Annotated in this window: 18 protein-coding genes; 16 read left to right on the forward strand and 2 right to left on the reverse strand. The window is 65.8% G+C overall.

Features of this window, described 5'->3' with window-relative positions:
• Positions 1-36: 36 nt before the first annotated feature.
• On the reverse strand, positions 37-852 hold the full coding sequence (gene map / locus GEM_RS07055; RefSeq protein WP_014896732.1) for a type I methionyl aminopeptidase: 816 nt from the start codon (positions 850-852) through the stop codon (positions 37-39).
• Between the two features lie 380 nt (positions 853-1,232).
• On the opposite strand from map, the gene rpsB reads away from it, so the two are divergent.
• The 16 genes from rpsB to GEM_RS07135 all read left to right on the forward strand — a co-directional run bounded on the left by rpsB (position 1,233) and on the right by GEM_RS07135 (position 16,900).
• Entirely contained in the window at positions 1,233-1,973 is a 741-nt protein-coding gene (rpsB, locus tag GEM_RS07060; protein ID WP_006752149.1) for a 30S ribosomal protein S2, read from the forward strand.
• Between the two features lie 162 nt (positions 1,974-2,135).
• Positions 2,136-3,017 (forward strand): translation elongation factor Ts, encoded by an 882-nt coding sequence (gene tsf, locus GEM_RS07065; RefSeq protein WP_014896733.1) that lies wholly within the window; start codon positions 2,136-2,138, stop codon positions 3,015-3,017.
• A gap of 156 nt (positions 3,018-3,173) precedes the next feature.
• A complete protein-coding gene (gene pyrH, locus GEM_RS07070) occupies positions 3,174-3,887 on the forward strand; it encodes a UMP kinase (RefSeq protein ID WP_014896734.1) in 714 nt (237 codons plus the stop codon).
• Positions 3,888-3,977: 90 nt separating this feature from the next.
• Positions 3,978-4,538 carry a ribosome recycling factor gene (gene frr / locus GEM_RS07075; protein ID WP_014896735.1) on the forward strand — a complete coding sequence of 187 codons (561 nt, stop codon included), beginning with the start codon at positions 3,978-3,980 and terminating at the stop codon, positions 4,536-4,538.
• Between the two features lie 49 nt (positions 4,539-4,587).
• Positions 4,588-5,370, forward strand: a complete 783-nt coding sequence (gene uppS, locus GEM_RS07080) for a polyprenyl diphosphate synthase (protein ID WP_014896736.1) — start codon at positions 4,588-4,590, stop codon at positions 5,368-5,370.
• Positions 5,364-6,185: a phosphatidate cytidylyltransferase gene (locus GEM_RS07085; protein ID WP_014896737.1), complete on the forward strand. Its 822-nt coding sequence runs from the start codon at positions 5,364-5,366 to the stop codon at positions 6,183-6,185. The genes uppS and GEM_RS07085 overlap by 7 nt, the downstream gene beginning before the upstream one ends.
• A gap of 15 nt (positions 6,186-6,200) precedes the next feature.
• Positions 6,201-7,397, forward strand: coding sequence for a 1-deoxy-D-xylulose-5-phosphate reductoisomerase (locus GEM_RS07090; RefSeq protein ID WP_014896738.1), 1,197 nt, complete (start codon positions 6,201-6,203; stop codon positions 7,395-7,397).
• 11 nt (positions 7,398-7,408) lie between these two features.
• Positions 7,409-8,794: an RIP metalloprotease RseP gene (gene rseP, locus GEM_RS07095; protein WP_014896739.1), complete on the forward strand. Its 1,386-nt coding sequence runs from the start codon at positions 7,409-7,411 to the stop codon at positions 8,792-8,794.
• A gap of 64 nt (positions 8,795-8,858) precedes the next feature.
• Positions 8,859-11,165: an outer membrane protein assembly factor BamA gene (gene bamA, locus GEM_RS07100; RefSeq protein WP_014896740.1), complete on the forward strand. Its 2,307-nt coding sequence runs from the start codon at positions 8,859-8,861 to the stop codon at positions 11,163-11,165.
• A gap of 64 nt (positions 11,166-11,229) precedes the next feature.
• Positions 11,230-11,727, forward strand: a complete 498-nt coding sequence (locus GEM_RS07105) for an OmpH family outer membrane protein (protein WP_041490473.1) — start codon at positions 11,230-11,232, stop codon at positions 11,725-11,727.
• A 16-nt stretch (positions 11,728-11,743) separates the two neighbouring features.
• The gene (gene lpxD / locus GEM_RS07110; protein ID WP_014896742.1) at positions 11,744-12,853 is read left to right on the forward strand and encodes a UDP-3-O-(3-hydroxymyristoyl)glucosamine N-acyltransferase; all 1,110 of its coding nucleotides are present in this window, start codon (positions 11,744-11,746) and stop codon (positions 12,851-12,853) included.
• Between the two features lie 130 nt (positions 12,854-12,983).
• On the forward strand, positions 12,984-13,451 hold the full coding sequence (gene fabZ, locus GEM_RS07115; protein ID WP_006495559.1) for a 3-hydroxyacyl-ACP dehydratase FabZ: 468 nt from the start codon (positions 12,984-12,986) through the stop codon (positions 13,449-13,451).
• 67 nt (positions 13,452-13,518) lie between these two features.
• On the forward strand, positions 13,519-14,307 hold the full coding sequence (gene lpxA / locus GEM_RS07120; RefSeq protein WP_014896743.1) for an acyl-ACP--UDP-N-acetylglucosamine O-acyltransferase: 789 nt from the start codon (positions 13,519-13,521) through the stop codon (positions 14,305-14,307).
• A 3-nt stretch (positions 14,308-14,310) separates the two neighbouring features.
• Positions 14,311-15,480, forward strand: coding sequence for a lipid-A-disaccharide synthase (gene lpxB, locus GEM_RS07125; protein ID WP_014896744.1), 1,170 nt, complete (start codon positions 14,311-14,313; stop codon positions 15,478-15,480).
• Positions 15,477-16,121 (forward strand): ribonuclease HII, encoded by a 645-nt coding sequence (gene rnhB, locus GEM_RS07130; RefSeq protein WP_014896745.1) that lies wholly within the window; start codon positions 15,477-15,479, stop codon positions 16,119-16,121. Before lpxB ends, rnhB begins: the two co-directional genes overlap by 4 nt.
• A complete protein-coding gene (locus GEM_RS07135) occupies positions 16,118-16,900 on the forward strand; it encodes a TrmH family RNA methyltransferase (protein ID WP_014896746.1) in 783 nt (260 codons plus the stop codon). The genes rnhB and GEM_RS07135 overlap by 4 nt, the downstream gene beginning before the upstream one ends.
• A gap of 110 nt (positions 16,901-17,010) precedes the next feature.
• Here GEM_RS07135 and ppsR read toward each other — a convergent pair whose 3' ends face one another.
• Positions 17,011-17,826 (reverse strand): pyruvate, water dikinase regulatory protein, encoded by an 816-nt coding sequence (gene ppsR / locus GEM_RS07140; RefSeq protein WP_014896747.1) that lies wholly within the window; start codon positions 17,824-17,826, stop codon positions 17,011-17,013.
• Between the last annotated feature and the right edge of the window lie 55 nt (positions 17,827-17,881).

Below are 17,881 nucleotides of genomic sequence, written 5' to 3' on the forward strand. Positions count from 1 at the left end.
TGCAGGGGCGGGTGGGGCAGGCTGGCGCGATGGCGCTCAGACCGCGGCGGCCGGTTGCGCGAACACCGGACGCGCCGGCGTGCCGGCCGATACGGTCAGCACTTCGTAGCCCGTCTCGGTGACGAGCACCGTGTGCTCCCATTGCGCGGACAGGCTGCGGTCGCGCGTCTTGACCGTCCACTGGTCGGGCATAGTGCGGATGTCGCGCTTGCCGGCGTTGATCATCGGCTCGATCGTGAAGATCATCCCGGCCTTCAGCTCGATGCCGGTGCCCGGACGGCCGTAGTGGACGACCTGCGGATCCTCGTGGAACACCGTGCCGATGCCGTGCCCGCAGTATTCGCGCACGACGCTGTAGCCTTGCGCTTCCGCATGCTTCTGGATCGCGTAGCCGATGTCGCCGAGGTGCGCGCCGGGCTTGACCTGGTCGATGCCGAGCCACATGCACTCGTAGGTGGTCTGCACGAGGCGCTTCGCCAGGATCGAGCCTTCGCCGACGATGAACATCCGGCTGGTGTCGCCGAAGTAGCCGTTCTTGATCACGGTGATGTCGATGTTCAGCGCGTCGCCGTTCTTGATCACCTTCTCGCCGGGAATGCCGTGGCAGATCACGTCGTTGACCGAGATGCAGGTGGCCTTCGGGTACGGCGGATAGCCGGGCGGCTGGTAGTTCAGCGGCGCGGGGACCGTGCCCTGTTCGTTGAGCATGAACTCGTGGCAGAGCCGGTCGAGTTCGGCCGTCGTGACGCCCGCGACGACGTGCGGCGTGATGAAGTCGAGCACTTCGCTCGCGAGACGGCAGGCGACGCGCATCTCGGCGATGTCGTGTTCGTTTTTGAGCGTAATAGCCATCGAGGTATGCCTGGAATGCGGTGAATTGACGGATTATCGCACCTTATGGCGGGCCTCGCAGCCCCTGCTGGCGGCGCGGATGCGGGTTTTCGCGGATTGTCCGGCCGGCTGCCGCGCGGCAAGCGAAAGTGCCGGGCGACTTGAGAGCCGACAAATCGGCGTGCTATACTCTTTGGCTAAGTCGACATCCAAATGCCGAACGTGCCCCGTCTTGGGGGTGGCATGGCGATGAAAGGCTTGCGGCACGGGCATTTTCGCACGTGTCGAATCGCAAGCCGGCGCAACCAGGGTGCCGGCCGCGCGGAACGAAGGTCCTTCGGGGCGCGTTCGCGCGGCGGTACGGCAGCCGGCTTAAGACCCAACCCTCGTGGAGAATTTACATGGCAGTTACGATGCGCCAAATGCTGGAAGCGGGTGTCCACTTCGGTCACCAGACGCGCTTCTGGAACCCGAAGATGGCTCCGTTCATTTTCGGTCACCGCAACAAGATTCACATCATCAACCTCGAAAAGACGCTGCCGATGTTCACGGACGCACAGAAGTACGTGCGTCAGCTGGCAGCGAACCGTGGCACGATCCTGTTCGTCGGCACGAAGCGCCAGTCGCGTGACACGATCGCCCAGGAAGCGCAGCGCGCGGGCATGCCGTTCGTCAACGCACGCTGGCTCGGCGGCATGATGACCAACTTCAAGACGCTGAAGGTTTCGATCAAGCGCCTGAAGGACATGGAAGCGGCAGTCGAGGCAGGCGAGCTCGAGAAGATGAGCAAGAAGGAAGCGCTGCTGTTCGAACGCGAAATCGCCAAGCTGCAGAAGTCGATCGGCGGCGTGAAGGACATGGGCGGCATTCCGGACGCAATTTTCGTCGTCGACGTCGGCTACCACAAGATTGCCGTCACGGAAGCGAACAAGCTGGGCGTGCCGGTCATCGCCGTGGTCGACACGAACCACTCGCCGGAAGGTGTGGACTACGTGATCCCGGGCAACGACGACTCGAGCAAGGCAGTCGCGCTGTACGCTGAAGGCGTGGCCGACGCGATCCTCGAAGGCCGTGCTAACGCGGTCAACGAAGTGGTCCAGGCAGCGCGTGGCGACGACGAGTACGTCGAGGAAAACGCGTAACTGGCCCCGAGCCGGCGCAAAAAGGGGGCTCTCAACAGGCCCCCTTTTTTTAAGCTTGTGCGCCGGACCTGATCGCGCCGAATCGGCGCGGGTCCGGAAACGATTTTCGGCCGTTCGCGTCCAAGCGGGCGGCGTTGTGAATACAGACTCAAGGAGCGAATGATGGCGGCAATTACCGCAAGCATGGTGGCAGAACTGCGCGCAAAGACCGACGCACCGATGATGGAGTGCAAGAAGGCGCTGACGGAAGCCGACGGCGACCTGGCCAAGGCTGAAGAGCTGCTGCGCGTCAAGCTCGGCAACAAGGCAAGCAAGGCAGCATCGCGCGTGACGGCCGAAGGCGTCGTCGCATCGTTCGTCGGCGGCAACGCGGGCGCGCTGGTCGAGCTGAACTGCGAAACCGACTTCGTCGCGAAGAACGACGACTTCCTCGCGTTCTCGAAGACGGTTGCAGAACTCGTCGCGACGCAAAACCCGGCCGACGTGGCTGCGCTGTCGGCACTGCCGCTCGAAGGCTCGACGGTCGACGCAGTCCGTCTGGCACTGATCGGCAAGATCGGCGAGAACGTCTCGATCCGCCGTTTCGTCCGTTTCGAAACCGCGAACAAGATCGCAACCTACCTGCACGGCGCGCGTATCGGCGTGATCGTCGAGTACACGGGCGCGGAAGAGCAGGTCGGCAAGGACGTCGCGATGCACATCGCGGCAATGAAGCCGGTCGCGCTGTCGTCGGCCGACGTGCCGGCCGAACTGATCGAGACGGAACGTCGCGTGGCCGAGCAGAAGGCTGCGGAATCGGGCAAGCCGGCCGAGATCGTCGCGAAGATGGTCGACGGTAGCGTCCAGAAGTACCTGAAGGAAGTGTCGCTGCTGAACCAGACGTTCGTGAAGAACGACAAGCAGACGATCGAGCAGATGCTGAAGGCAGCGGATTCGACGGTGCAGAAGTTCGCACTGTTCGTCGTCGGCGAAGGCATCGAGAAGCGCCAGGACGACTTCGCCGCCGAAGTGGCCGCGCAAGTCGCAGCAGCAAAGCAGCAGTAAGCAGTCAGGCAGTATCCGCGGCGGGCGTCCGCTCCGCCGCGGCCGGCGGCGCTGCCGGCCGGCCGGGAACCCCGGTCCGGTCGTCGGCGCTTGCCCGAATCAGTATTTCGCCCCTACAGTTCGTGGTTGTCATCCTCTCGTCGCTCGGAAGCCCCTATGTCCAATGCCTATAAACGCGTCCTCCTCAAACTCTCCGGCGAAGCGCTGATGGGCGACGATGCCTTCGGCATCAATCGCGCGACGATCGAACGGATGGTGGCGGATATCGCCGAAGTCGTGGGTCTCGGTACGCAGCTCGCGGTAGTGATCGGCGGCGGTAACATTTTCCGCGGTGTCGCGGGCGGCGCAGCGGGCATGGACCGCGCGACGGCCGACTACATGGGGATGCTGGCGACGATGATGAACGCGCTGGCGCTGCAGGATGCGATGCGCCACGCCGGCATCGTCGCGCGCGTGCAGTCCGCGCTGCGCATGGACCAGGTCGTCGAGCCGTACATCCGGCCCCGTGCGATCCGCCAGCTCGAGGAAGGCAAGGTCGTGATCTTCGCGGCCGGCACGGGCAACCCGTTCTTCACGACGGACACGGCCGCCGCGCTGCGCGGTTCGGAAGTCGGCGCCGAGGTCGTATTGAAGGCGACCAAGGTCGATGGCGTATATTCTGCCGATCCGAAGAAGGATCCGTCGGCCACGCGTTACACGACGATCACTTTCGACGAGGCGATCAGCCGCAACTTGCAGGTGATGGACGCGACGGCCTTTGCGCTGTGCCGCGACCAGAAGCTGCCGATTCGCGTGTTTTCGATCAACAAGCCGGGCGCGCTCAAGCGCATCGTGCTGGGCGAGGACGAAGGTACGCTCGTCCACGTGTAAACTCCCGCGGATGCGGGTCGTCGGCCTGGTGTGCGTGGCGCGCCGGGCAGCACCCGCGTTTTTTGAAGGTTTGAAGGTTCGGAGGTTGAAATGAGTGTCGCTGATACCAAGAAGGGCGTTGAGCAGAAGATGCTGCGCTCGATCGATGCATTCAAGAGCGATCTGGCGAAGATCCGTACGGGCCGTGCGCATACCGGCATGCTCGATCACGTGCAGGTCGACTACTACGGGTCGATGGTGCCGATCTCGCAGGTTGCCAACATGACGCTCGTCGACGCGCGCACGATCGGTGTGCAGCCGTGGGAAAAGCCGATGGTCGCGAAGGTCGAGAAGGCCATTCGCGAAGCCGATCTCGGCCTGAATCCGGCAACGTCCGGCGACCTGATCCGCGTGCCGATGCCCGCGCTGACGGAAGAGCGCCGCCGCGAGCTGACCAAGGTCGTCAAGAGCGAAGGCGAAACGGCCAAGGTCGCGATCCGCAACCTGCGCCGCGACGCGAACGAAGCGCTCAAGAAGCTCGTGAAGGACAAGGAAATCTCGGAAGACGACGAGCGCCGTGCGAGCGACGACGTGCAGAAGCTGACCGACAAGCACGTCGCCGAAATCGACAAGCTCGTGCAGAGCAAGGAAGCCGAGATCATGACGGTCTGACGACCGTCCTCGCGCGCCGCCTTCTTCCCGCATTACTGTCTCAACGGCCATGACCTATACCAGCTCTACCGTTCGCGTGCCTGACGTCGGCGCCGTGCCGCGTCATATCGCGATCATCATGGACGGCAACGGCCGTTGGGCGACCGAACGCCGCTTGCCGCGCGTCGCGGGGCACACCCGCGGCGTGGACGCCGTGCGGGCGGCGGTCGAAGGTTGCGCGCGCGCCGGCGTCGAATACCTGACGCTGTTCGCGTTCAGTTCGGAAAACTGGCGGCGGCCGAACGAGGAAGTGTCGTTCCTGATGCGGCTGTTCATCACGGCGCTGGAGCGCGAGGTCGGCAAGCTGCATGCGAACGGGATCCGCCTGCGCGTGGTGGGCGATCTCGAGCGTTTCGAGCCGCGCATCCGCGACCTGATCCGCCGCGCCGAGACCAAGACGGCGCGCAACACCCGCCTGACCCTGACGATCGCCGCAAACTACGGCGGCCGCTGGGACATCCTGCAGGCGACGAAGAAGCTCATCGAGCAGGCCGTACGCGAAGGCCGCGAGGTCGAGGTGACCGAAGACGCGTTCGCGCCGCACCTGGCGATGGCCTACGCGCCGGAGCCGGATCTGTTCATCCGTACCGGTGGCGAGCAGCGCATCAGCAATTTCCTGCTGTGGCAGCTCGCGTACGCCGAATTCTATTTCACCGACAAGTACTGGCCGGATTTCGACGGCGCTGCGCTGGCCGACGCGATCGCGTCGTATACCGAGCGCGAGCGCCGTTTCGGGCGCACGAGCGCGCAGCTCGAACCGCAATCGCAGAACGCCGATTCCCTTTCATGCTGAAGACCCGTGTAATCACGGCGGTCGTGATGCTGGCAGTGCTGCTGCCGGTGACGCTGTTTGCGCCGCTCAGCGCGTTCGGCGCGCTGATCGGTGTCGTGCTCGTATTCGCCGCGTGGGAATGGGCGCGCCTGCTGAAGCTCGGCGCTGCCGGTTCTGTCGTCTATGCGATCGTCGCGGCGCTTGCGCTGGCGGCGACCGCGCCGCTCGGCATCGAAGCGGCTTCGTCCCGTCCCCTTTTCATGGCAGCCGGCGTGTTCTGGCTGCTGGTCGGCCCGTTCTCGCTGCGGCGCAAGCCGGAGCTCGCGGGCGGCGTATGGCGGCCGTTCCTGCTCGCGGCCGGGCTCGTGGTGTTCGCGGCCTGCTGGCACGCGCTCGTCGCGGCGCGTGCGCAGGGCGTGCCGTTCGTGCTGTCGCTGCTTCTGGTCGTCTGGCTTGCGGATATCGGTGCATATTTCGCGGGCAAGGCCTTCGGAAAGCGTAAACTGGCCATCACGATCAGTCCCGGCAAGAGCTGGGAAGGCGCGATCGGCGGCTGGCTCGCCGTGATGGTCGTTGCCGGTGTCGCAATGGCCGCGCACGCGTACGAACCGACCCTATTTTCCGCATTCGCCACGCGCTACGGGATGCCCGGCGCGTGGGCCGCGCTGACGCTGCTGGTCGCCTACAGCGTGATCGGCGACCTGTTCGAGTCGCTGCTCAAGCGTCAGGCGGGCGTGAAGGATTCGAGCGGACTGCTGCCGGGCCATGGCGGCGTGCTCGACCGTGTCGACGCGCTGCTGCCCGTGCTGCCGCTCGCGATGCTGCTGCTTGGTTAAACCACTATTTCTGTTATGCAAAAACGTCTGACATTGCTCGGTTCCACGGGCTCGATCGGAGACAGCACGCTCGACGTGGTCGCCCGCCATCCCGAGCGCTTCTCGGTCTACGCGTTGACCGCGCACCGCAACGGCGACAAGCTCGTCGAGCAGTGTCTGCGCTTCACGCCCGAAGTCGCGGTGGTCGGCGATGCGACGACGGCTGCGCACGTCGAAGCGCAATTGCGCGCGGCGGGCAGCAAGACCACGGTGCTGTACGGGCCGCAGGCGCTCGTCGACGTGTCGAACAGCGACGGTTGCGACACGGTCGTCGCGGCGATCGTCGGCGCGGCCGGCCTTGCGCCGAGCCTGGCGGCCGCGCGTGCCGGCAAGCGCATCCTGCTCGCGAACAAGGAATCGCTCGTGATGTCGGGCGCGATCTTCATGGACGCCGTGCGCGACCATGGCGCGATCCTGCTGCCGGTCGACAGCGAACACAACGCGATCTTCCAGTGCATGCCGCGCGACGAGAACGAGCACGGCGGGATCTCGAAGATCATCCTGACCGCGTCGGGCGGCCCGTTCCGCACGCGTGAGCCGGCCACGCTCGTCGACGTGACGCCGGACGAGGCGTGCAAGCACCCGAACTGGGTGATGGGCCGCAAGATTTCCGTCGATTCCGCGACGATGATGAACAAGGGCCTCGAGGTGATCGAAGCCCACTGGATCTTCGGTCTGCCTGGCGACCGGATCGACGTGCTGATCCACCCGCAGAGCGTGATCCATTCGCTCGTGTCGTACCGCGACGGCTCGGTGCTCGCGCAGCTCGGCAACCCCGACATGCGTACGCCGATCGCGCACGCGCTCGCGTTCCCGGAACGCGTCGACGCAGGCGTCGAGCAGCTCGACCTCGCGCAGATCGCGCAGCTGTCGTTCGAGAAGCCCGATTACACGCGCTTCCCGTGCCTGGCGCTCGCGCTGAAGGCGCTTGAGGAGGGCGGTATCGCGAGCGCTGCGTTGAACGCGGCCAACGAAATCGCGGTCGAAGCGTTTCTCGAGCGCCGGATCGGCTTCATGGCGATCGCAGCGACGGTCGACGCCGTGCTCAACGCACTGCCGAACCGCAGCCCGAACGGGCTCGACGACGTCCTGGCGGCGGATGCCGAGGCACGCCGCCTCGCCGCCGAGATCATTGCGAAAGCGCCTGCGCCACGCGTGGAGCGCACTGTCTGAATGAGGTTCTCATGAACGTGCTGGTCGAACTGATCGCGTTTGCGGTGGCGATCGGGGTGCTGGTCGTCGTGCATGAGTACGGACATTATCGCGTCGCGCGCTGGTGCGGCGTGAAGGTGCTGCGTTTCTCGATCGGGTTCGGCCAGCCCGTCGCGCGCTGGGTCAGCCGCAGGACGGGCACCGAGTGGACGCTCTCCGCACTGCCGCTCGGCGGTTACGTGAAGATGCTCGACGAGCGCGAGCCGGGGCCGGGCGTCAAGCCCGAGGAACTCGACCAGGCGTTCAACCGGCAATCGGTGTTCAAGCGCATCGCGATCGTCGTGGCTGGCCCGGCCGCGAACTTCCTGTTGGCAATTGTCCTGTTTTCCGCCGTATTCGCATCCGGCGTGACCGAGCCGGCCGCGGTGCTCGCGCCGCCGGCCGCCGGTACGGTGGCGGCGCGCGCCGGCTTCGACGGCAGCGAGACGATCGTGTCGATCCGCGACGTGCGCGCAGGCGACGGGCAGGGCGGCGAGGCCGTGCCGGTGCGGTCGTGGTCGGATCTGCGCTGGAAGCTGCTGGCCGCCGCGTTCGATCATCGCGAGGTCGTGCTCGGCGCGCGCGACGGCGGCTCGACGTTCGACTTCCGCGTCGATCTGCGCAATATTCCCGAAAGCGCGCTCGACGACGATTTCATGATGCGCCTGGGCTTCGAGACCGGCGGCGGCCCGCTGTCGGTTGCGTCGGTGCAGCCCGGCAGCGCGGCCGAGCAGGCGGGCCTGAAGGCCGGCGACAAGCTGCTCGCGCTCGACGGCAAGCCGATCGGCGGCGCATCGCGCTTCATCGACGCGGTGAAGCACCACGCGGGCCAGGCGGTCGAACTCCGGTTCGAGCGCGGCGGTGCCACGCAGACGGTGTCGATCGTGCCGCAGGCGCAGCGCGACGACGAAACGGGCCAGCAGGTCGGCCGCATCGGCGCGGCGTTGTCGATGCACACGCCGTCGGTCGACGTGCGCTACGGCCCGCTCGAGAGCCTGCAGCTCGGCGCGCAGCGCACGTGGGACATCTCCGTCTATTCGCTGAAGATGTTCGGGCGGATGATCACGGGCAACGCATCGCTGAAGAACCTGTCCGGCCCGGTGACGATTGCCGACTACGCGGGCAAGAGCGCGCGGCTCGGTCCGTCGGCCTTCCTGTCGTTCCTCGCCCTTGTCAGCATTAGCCTCGGGGTGCTGAACTTGCTGCCGATTCCCGTTTTGGACGGGGGGCATCTGTTATATTATCTGGTTGAAGCCGCGACCGGGAAAGCCGTTTCGGAGCGCTGGCAGCTGATTCTGCAAAGAGCCGGGTTGATCTGCATCGTCGTGTTGTCGGCGATCGCGCTGTTCAACGACCTGGCTCGATTAATCCATTTCTGAAGCGTCAGGCGGCGGCCAGTCGGTCGCCGCCTGATTTGATGCAGCTAAATATTGGGGATGCACGTTGTTCAAACCTCATCGCTTTGTACCTAAGACAGTTGCAGCGGCCGCGCTCGCCGCTCACGGCCTCGCGGCGCATGCAGCGGCACCGTTCGTGGTGCAAGACATCAAGATCGAGGGGTTGCAGCGCGTCGAAGCCGGTTCGGTGTTCGCATACCTGCCGATCAAGCAGGGCGATACCTTTACCGACGACAAGGCATCCGAAGCAATCCGCGCGCTGTACGCGACGGGCTTCTTCAACGACGTGCGGATTGCCACGCAAGGCAACGTCGTGGTCGTGCAGGTGCAGGAGCGTCCGGCCATCGCGTCGATCGACTTCACCGGCACGAAGGAATTCGACAAGGACAACCTGACGAAGGCGCTGCGCGCGGTGGGCCTCGCCGACGGCCGCTACTACGACAAGGCGCTCGTCGACAAGGCGGAACAGGAGCTCAAGCGTCAGTATCTGACGCGCGGCTTCTACGCGGCCGAGGTCAAGACGACGATCACGCCGGTCGACGCGAACCGCGTGTCGATCCTGTTCGCGGTCGCCGAAGGGCCGAGCGCGAAGATTCGCCAGATCAACTTCATCGGCAACAAGGCATTCAGCACCAACACGCTGCGCGACGAGATGCAGCTGTCGACGCCGAACTGGTTCTCCTGGTACACGAAGAACGACCTGTACTCGAAGGAAAAGCTGACGGGCGACCTCGAGGCTGTGCGCTCGTACTACCTGAACCGCGGCTACCTCGAGTTCAACATCGAGTCGACCCAGGTGTCGATCTCGCCCGACAAGAAGGACATGTACCTGACGGTTACGCTGCACGAAGGCGAGCCGTACAAGGTGTCGGGCATCAAGCTGTCGGGCAACCTGCTCGATCGCGAAGCGGAACTGAGCAAGCTGATCAAGATCAAGCCGGGCGATCGCTTCTCGGCCGAAAAGCTGCAGCAAACCACCAAGTCGATCGTCGACAAGCTCGGTGAATACGGCTACGCATTCGCGACCGTCAACGCGCAGCCTGACATCGACCAGGCGAACCACAAGGTGAACCTGAACCTCGTCGTCGATCCGAGCCGCCGCGTGTACGTGCGCCGCATCAACGTGGTCGGCAACACCCGTACGCGTGACGAGGTGGTGCGCCGTGAAATGCGCCAGCTCGAAAGCTCGTGGTTCGATTCGAACCGCCTCGCGCTGTCGAAGGACCGCGTGAACCGTCTCGGCTACTTCACCAACGTCGACGTGGCGACGGTGCCGGTCGAAGGCACGAACGACCAGGTCGACGTGAACGTGAAGGTCGACGAAAAGCCGACCGGCGCGATTACGCTGGGCGCGGGCTTCTCGTCGACGGACAAGGTGGTGCTGTCGGCCGGCGTGTCGCAGGACAACGTGTTCGGCTCGGGCACGAGCCTGTCGGTGAACGTCAACACCGCGAAGAGCTACCGCACGCTGACCGTCACGCAGGTCGACCCGTACTTCACGGTCGACGGCATCAAGCGGATCACGGACGTCTACTACCGCACGTACCAGCCGCTCTACTATTCGACGAGCTCGAGCTTCCGGATCATCAGCGCGGGCGGCAACCTGAAGTTCGGCATCCCGTTCTCGGAAGTCGACACCGTCTACTTCGGCGCGGGCTTCGAGCAGAACCGCCTCGACACCGACTCGAACACGCCGCAGAGCTACCAGGATTACGTCTCGCAGTTCGGCCGCGTGTCGAACACGGTGCCGCTGACCATCGCGTGGTCGCGCGACGCACGTGACAGCGCGCTGATTCCGAGCCGCGGCTACTTCACGCAGGCGAACATGGAGTACGGCGTGCCGGTCGGCAAGATCCAGTACTACAAGGCTGACCTGCAGGCACAGTACTACTATTCGTTCTCGCGCGGCTTCATCCTGGGCATGAACCTGCAAGGCGGCTACGGTAACGGCATCGGCAACCCGTACCCGATCTTCAAGAACTACTACGCGGGCGGTATCGGCTCCGTGCGTGGCTACGAGCCGAGCTCGCTGGGCCCGCGCGACACGAAGACGAACGACCCGATCGGCGGTTCGAAGATGCTCGTCGGCAACATCGAGCTGACGTTCCCGCTGCCGGGCACCGGCTACGACCGCACGCTGCGCGTGTTCACGTTCCTCGACGGCGGTAACGTGTGGGGCAACGCGCCGGGCGGCACGAGTACCGGCGCGAACGGCCTGCGTTACGGCTACGGTGTGGGTCTCGCGTGGATCTCGCCGATCGGCCCGCTGAAGCTGAGCCTCGGCTTCCCGCTGCAGAAGCACGAAGGCGACCAGTACCAGAAATTCCAGTTCCAGATCGGGACGGCGTTCTGATCGAACGCATGACAACAGCAACGAGAGGGTAATTTTGCTAACCGGTAAGTTTTCGAAACGAGTGATGTGTGCGCTGACCGTTGCGCTGGCCTTGGGCGCGGCGACGGCACATGCTCAGGACGTCGCCCGCATCGCGGCGGTCAATTCGGATCGGATCCTGCGCGAGTCGGCGCCTGCCAAGGCGGCGCAGACGAAGCTCGAAGCCGAGTTCGCGAAGCGCGACAAGGATCTGCAGGACCTCGCGGCGCGCCTGAAGTCGACGTCCGATTCGCTGGACAAGAACGGTGCGTCGCTGTCGGCGGCCGATCGCGCGCAGAAGCAGCGCGATCTCGCGCAGCTCGATACCGACTTCCAGCGCAAGCAGCGCGAGTTTCGCGAAGACCTGAACCAGCGTCGCAACGAGGAACTCGCTGCGGTGCTGGAGCGTGCGAACAAGGTCATCAAGCAGATTGCCGAGCAGCAGAATTACGACCTGATTGTGCAGGAGGCCGTGTACGTCAGCCCGCGCATCGACATCACCGACAAGGTGCTCAAGGCGCTCGCGTCCGGCTCGACGAACTGAACGGAGCAGACGACGAATGGCATTGACGCTTGAGGCACTCGTAAAGCGGTTCGGCGGCGAGATCGCCGGCGACGCCCAATGCACGGTGAGCGGCCTCGCGCCGCTCGACCAGGCAGGCCCTCAGCAACTCGCGTTTCTCGCGAATCCGAAGTACCTGTCGCAGGTCGAGACGACCCGCGCAGGCGCGGTGCTGATCGCACCGAAGGATCTCGAAAAGCTGGGCGCGGCCACTGACGGCCGGACGGCCGGCCCCCGGACGGCCGGCCCCCGCAATTTCATCGTGACGCCGAATCCGTACGCGTATTTCGCGCGCGTCGCTCAGATGTTCATCGATCTGGCCACGCCGCAGCGCGCCGCCGGCGTGCATCCGAGCGCGACGGTCGATCCGGCCGCGCAGGTCGCCGCGAGCGCGGTGATCGGCCCGCACGTGACGGTCGAGGCCGGCGCGGTGATCGAGGACGGTGTGCAGCTCGACGCGAACGTGTTCGTCGGCCGCGGCACGACGATCGGCGCGGGTTCGCACATCTATCCGAACGCGTCGGTGTACCACGGCTGCAAGGTCGGCCCGCGCGCGATCATCCATGCGGGTGCCGTGATCGGTTCCGACGGGTTCGGCTTCGCGCCGGATTTCGTCGGCGACGGCGATGCGCGCACCGGCAGCTGGGTCAAGATCCCGCAGGTCGGCGGCGTATCGATCGGCCCGGACGTCGAGATCGGCGCGAACACGACGATCGATCGCGGCGCGATGGCGGACACCGTCATCGAGGAATGCGTGAAGATCGACAACCAGGTGCAGATCGCCCACAACTGCCGGATCGGGGCCTACACGGTGATCGCCGGCAAGGCGGGCATCGCGGGCAGCACGACGATCGGCCGCCACTGCATGATCGGCGGCGCGGCCGGGATCGCCGGCCACGTGACGCTCGGTGACTATGTCATCATCACCGCGAATTCGGGCGTGTCGAAGTCGCTGCCGAAGGCCGGCATCTACACGAGCGCGTTCCCGGCTGTCGACCACGGCGAATGGAATCGGAGCGCCGCGCTCGTGCGCAATCTCGACAAGCTGCGCGACCGCATCAAGGCGCTCGAAACCGCGCTGGCCGCCCAGGGCGGCACGGACGCCTGACCGAAACCATGCGAGACCACGAACCGGGCACGGCCAGCGCATCCGGCCCGGTTTGCCAGACTGGGCCGCGCGGCGGCCCGCTTCAGCCTTTGCATCACCACCGCGCAGCCTCTGCGTGAGACGAACCATCATGAGCACTGAAAAAATCAATCTCGACATCCACAAGATCCTCACGCTGCTGCCGCATCGCTACCCGATTCTGCTCGTCGACCGCGTGCTCGAACTCGAGCCGCACAAGGGGATCAAGGCGCTGAAGAACGTGTCGATCAACGAGCCGTTCTTCCAGGGGCACTTCCCGAAGCGGCCGGTGATGCCGGGCGTGCTGATCCTCGAGGCGCTCGCTCAGGCGGCCGCGCTGCTGACCTTCGCGGAAGAGCAGCCGAAGGATCCGGAAAACACGCTGTACTACTTCGTCGGCATCGACGGCGCGCGCTTCAAGCGCGTGGTCGAACCGGGCGATCAGCTGATTCTGAACGTGACGTTCGAACGCTACATCCGCGGCATCTGGAAGTTCAAGGCGGTGGCGGAAGTGGACGGCAAGGTGGCGGCGGAAGCCGAACTGATGTGCACGGTCAAGACGGCCGACGCGGCGCCCTGAGCGACGCGGCACGCATGGGTAACGTAACGCGGGCAACGCGACACATCACATCGAGAGGCAACGGCGCATGACCAGGATTCATCCTACCGCGATTGTCGAACCGGGTGCACAGATCGACGAGTCCGTCGAGATCGGGCCGTACGCGATCGTCGGGCCGCACGTGACGATCGGCGCGCGCACGACGATCGGCTCGCACAGCGTGATCGAAGGTCACACGACGCTCGGCGAGGACAACCGCATCGGCCATTACGCGTCGGTCGGCGGACGTCCGCAGGACATGAAGTACAAGGACGAGCCGACCAGGCTCGTGATCGGCAACCGCAACACGATCCGCGAATTCACGACGATCCACACGGGCACCGTGCAGGACGTCGGCGTGACGACGCTCGGCGACGACAACTGGATCATGGCCTATGTGCACATCGGACATGACTGCCGGATCGGCAACAACGTGATCCTGTCGAGCAACGCGCAGATGGCCGGTCACGTCGAGATCGGCGACTGGGCGATCGTCGGCGGGATGTCGGGCGTGCACCAGTTCGTGCGGATAGGCGCACACTCGATGCTGGGCGGCGCCTCGGCGCTCGTGCAGGACGTGCCGCCGTTCGTGATCGCAGCCGGCAACAAGGCCGAGCCGCACGGCATCAACGTCGAAGGCCTGCGCCGGCGCGGTTTCTCGCCCGACGCGATCTCGGCCCTGCGCAGCGCGTACCGCCTGCTGTACAAGAACGGCCTGTCGCTCGAGGAAGCGAAGGTGCAGTTGCGCGAGCTGGCGGGGGCGGGCGGCGAAGGCGACGCGGCGGTCACCGCGCTCGTCGAGTTCATCGACGCGTCCCAACGCGGCATCATTCGCTAAGCGATGTCGCTCCCGACCAATCAGCTCCGGCTCGCAATGGTGGCCGGCGAGCCGTCGGGCGATCTGCTCGCGGCGTCGCTGCTCGGCGGGCTTCAAGAGCGGCTGCCCGCGTCGACCCGCTACTACGGGATCGGCGGGCAGCGGATGCTTGCGCACGGCTTCGACTCGCACTGGCAGATGGACAAGCTGACGGTGCGCGGCTACGTCGAGGCGCTGGGCCAGATCCCCGAGATCCTGCGGATTCGCGGCGAACTGAAGCGCCAGCTGCTCGCCGAGCGGCCGGATGCGTTCATCGGCGTCGACGCGCCCGATTTCAATTTCAACGTGGAACAGGCCGCGCGCGACGCGGGCATTCCGTCGATCCACTTCGTGTGCCCGTCGATCTGGGCGTGGCGCGGCGGCCGGATCAAGAAGATCGCGAAGTCCGTCGACCACATGCTGTGCCTGTTCCCGTTCGAACCGGCGATTCTCGACAAGGCGGGCGTCGCGTCGACGTATGTCGGCCATCCGCTCGCCGACGAGATTCCGCTCGAGCCCGACACGCACGGCGCGCGCATCGCGCTCGGCCTGCCTGCCGACGGCCCCGTGATCGCGGTGCTGCCGGGCAGCCGGCGCTCGGAGATCGGGCTGATCGGTCCGACCTTCTTCGCGGCGATGGCGCTGATGCAGCAGCGCGAGCCCGGCGTGCGGTTCGTGATGCCGGCGGCGACGCCTGCGTTGCGCGAGCTGCTGCAACCGCTCGTCGATGCGCATCCGCAACTCGCGCTGACGATCACCGACGGCCGCTCGCAGGTCGCGATGACGGCCGCTGACGCAATCCTCGTGAAGAGCGGCACCGTCACGCTGGAAGCCGCGCTGCTGAAGAAACCGATGGTGATCTCGTACAAGGTGCCCTGGCTGACCGGGCAGATCATGCGCCGGCAGGGTTATCTGCCGTACGTCGGCTTGCCGAACATCCTGGCGGGGCGCTTCGTCGTGCCCGAGCTGCTGCAGCATTTCGCGACGCCCGAGGCGCTCGCCGATGCGACGCTCACGCAGCTGCGCGACGACGCGAACCGCCGCACGCTGACCGAAGTCTTTACCGAAATGCATCTTTCGCTGCGGCAGAACACGGCCGCGAAGGCCGCCGAAGCGGTCGTGCGCGTGCTCGAGCAACGCAAGGGGCGCGCATGACGGCAGCCCGTGCACCACGCCGTCGCGCGTCGATCGACGTGCAGGGCGGCTTCGATTTCAGCCGGCCCGACGAGATCGTCTGCGGCGTCGACGAAGCCGGCCGCGGCCCGCTCGCGGGGCCGGTCGTGGCCGCCGCGGTGATCCTCGATCCCGCGCAGCCGATCGACGGGCTCGACGATTCGAAGGCGCTGTCCGCAAAAAAGCGCGACGCGCTGTACGAACTGATCGTCGCGCGTTCGCGCGCGTATTGCATCGCGTCGGCCAGCGTCGACGAGATCGATACGCTCAACATCCTGCACGCGACGATGCTCGCGATGAAGCGGGCCGTCGAAGGCCTGTCGGTGCTGCCGACGCTGGCGCAGATCGACGGCAATCGTTGCCCGACGCTGACGGTGCGCGCCGAAGCGATCGTGAGCGGCGACGCGCTCGTGCCGAGCATCTCGGCCGCGTCGATTCTCGCGAAGGTCACGCGCGACCGCATGCTGGTCGACCTGCATGAACGCTTCCCGGTGTACGGCTTCAACGTGCACGCCGGGTACGGCACCGCGAAACACCTCGCCGCGCTGCGCGAGCACGGCCCGTGCGAAGCGCATCGGCGCACGTTCGCACCCGTGCGCGCGGCACTAGACCTGATTCGATGAAAAGCATTACTTCCCGCGACAACCCGCTGTACAAGCGCCTGAAGGCGCTCGCGGGTTCGACGTCCCAGCAGCGCCGCGGCGGCCAGGCGCTGCTCGAAGGGTTCCACCTCGCCAGCGCATATCTCGATACGGGCGCCACGCCCGAGCTGTGCGTCGCAACCGAAGGTGCGCTCGCGCACGCCGAAGCGCAGGCGATCATCGCGCGCGTCGACGTACAGCGTGTGGTCACGCTGCCGGACGCGCTGTTCGGGCAGCTGTCGAACGTGGTCAGCGGCGTCGGTTTCCTGCTGCTCGTCGACCGCCCCGCGCAGCCGCTGCCCGAGCGCGTCACGCATACGTCGATCGTGCTCGACGGTGTGCAGGACGCCGGCAACGTCGGTTCGATCCTGCGCAGCGCCGCGGCGGCCGGCGTGCGGCACGTATTCTGCGCGCCGGGCACCGCCTACGCATGGTCGTCGAAGGTGCTGCGTTCGGGGATGGGCGCGCATTTCCTGCTGTCGATTCACGAAGACGTCGAGCCGGACGCGCTCGCCGGACGGCTCGATGTGCCGGTCGCGCTGACGGATTCGCACGGCGCGCAGGCGATCTACGACTGCGACCTGGCCGGGCCGGTGGCATGGGTGTTCGGCAACGAGGGTGCCGGCGTGTCGGCGTTCTGGCGCGATGCGGCCACGCATCGCGTGACGATTCCGCAGCCGGGCGGAATGGAGTCGCTGAACGTCGCCGCGGCGGCGGCGGTATGCCTGTTCGAGCAGGTGCGGCAGCAGCGGCGCGCATGACGCCGTGCCGCGCGGCGTTGCCCGCGCGCATCCCGCGCCACGAAAAAAGCCGCGTTCGACGCGGCTTTTTGTTGTCCACGGCGGTCTCGCGGCCGCCGGTGTGCCAGCCGTCAGTACGACTGCCGGTCGAGGCGGATTTCCTGCAGGATCGTCGTCGCGATTTCCTCGATCGACTTGTGCGTCGACGACAGCCACTTGATCCCTTCGCGGCGCATCATCGCCTCGGCCTCGTTGATCTCGTAGCGGCAGTTTTCCGGCGCCGCGTACTTGCTGCCCGGACGGCGCTCGTTGCGGATCTCCGACAGGCGCTGCGGGTCGATCGACAGCCCGAACAGCTTGTCGCGATGCGGCGACAGCGCCGACGGCAGCTTGCCGCGCTCGAAGTCTTCCGGAATCAGCGGATAGTTGGCGGCCTTCACGCCGTACTGCATCGCGAGATACAGGCTCGTCGGCGTCTTGCCGCTGCGCGACACGCCGACCAGGATCACGTCGGCTTCCGACAGGTTGCGGTTCGACTGGCCGTCGTCGTGTGCGAGCGAGAAGTTGATCGCCTCGATTCGCGTCTTGTATTCCTCGGTATCGGCGTTCTGGTGGCCGCGGCCCATCGCATGGCTCGACTTCAGCTCCAGTTCCTGCTCGAGCGGCTCGACGAAGCGCTGGAACATGTCGAGCACGAGCGCGTTCGAGCGCTTGACGATGTCGTTCGACTCGCTGTCGACGAGCGTCGTGAACACGATCGCGCGGCGGCCATCATGCACCGCGGCGTCGTTGATCTTCTCGACGGTCGCATAGGCTTTTTCGAGCGAGTCGACGAACGGCACGCGCACGAGGCGGAATTTCTGGTCGAACTGGGAGAGGATCGAGTGCGCGAATGTTTCGGCAGTGATCCCGGTGCCGTCGGAGACGATGAAAACGGTAGGCAGCATGAATCTGGGCGTCGAGCGTGAAGGGCGGTTGCGCGGACGGCTGGAGGTTCGCCTC

Origin of the sequence: Burkholderia cepacia GG4 (assembly GCF_000292915.1) — a bacterium.
GTDB lineage: Bacteria > Pseudomonadota > Gammaproteobacteria > Burkholderiales > Burkholderiaceae > Burkholderia > Burkholderia cepacia_D.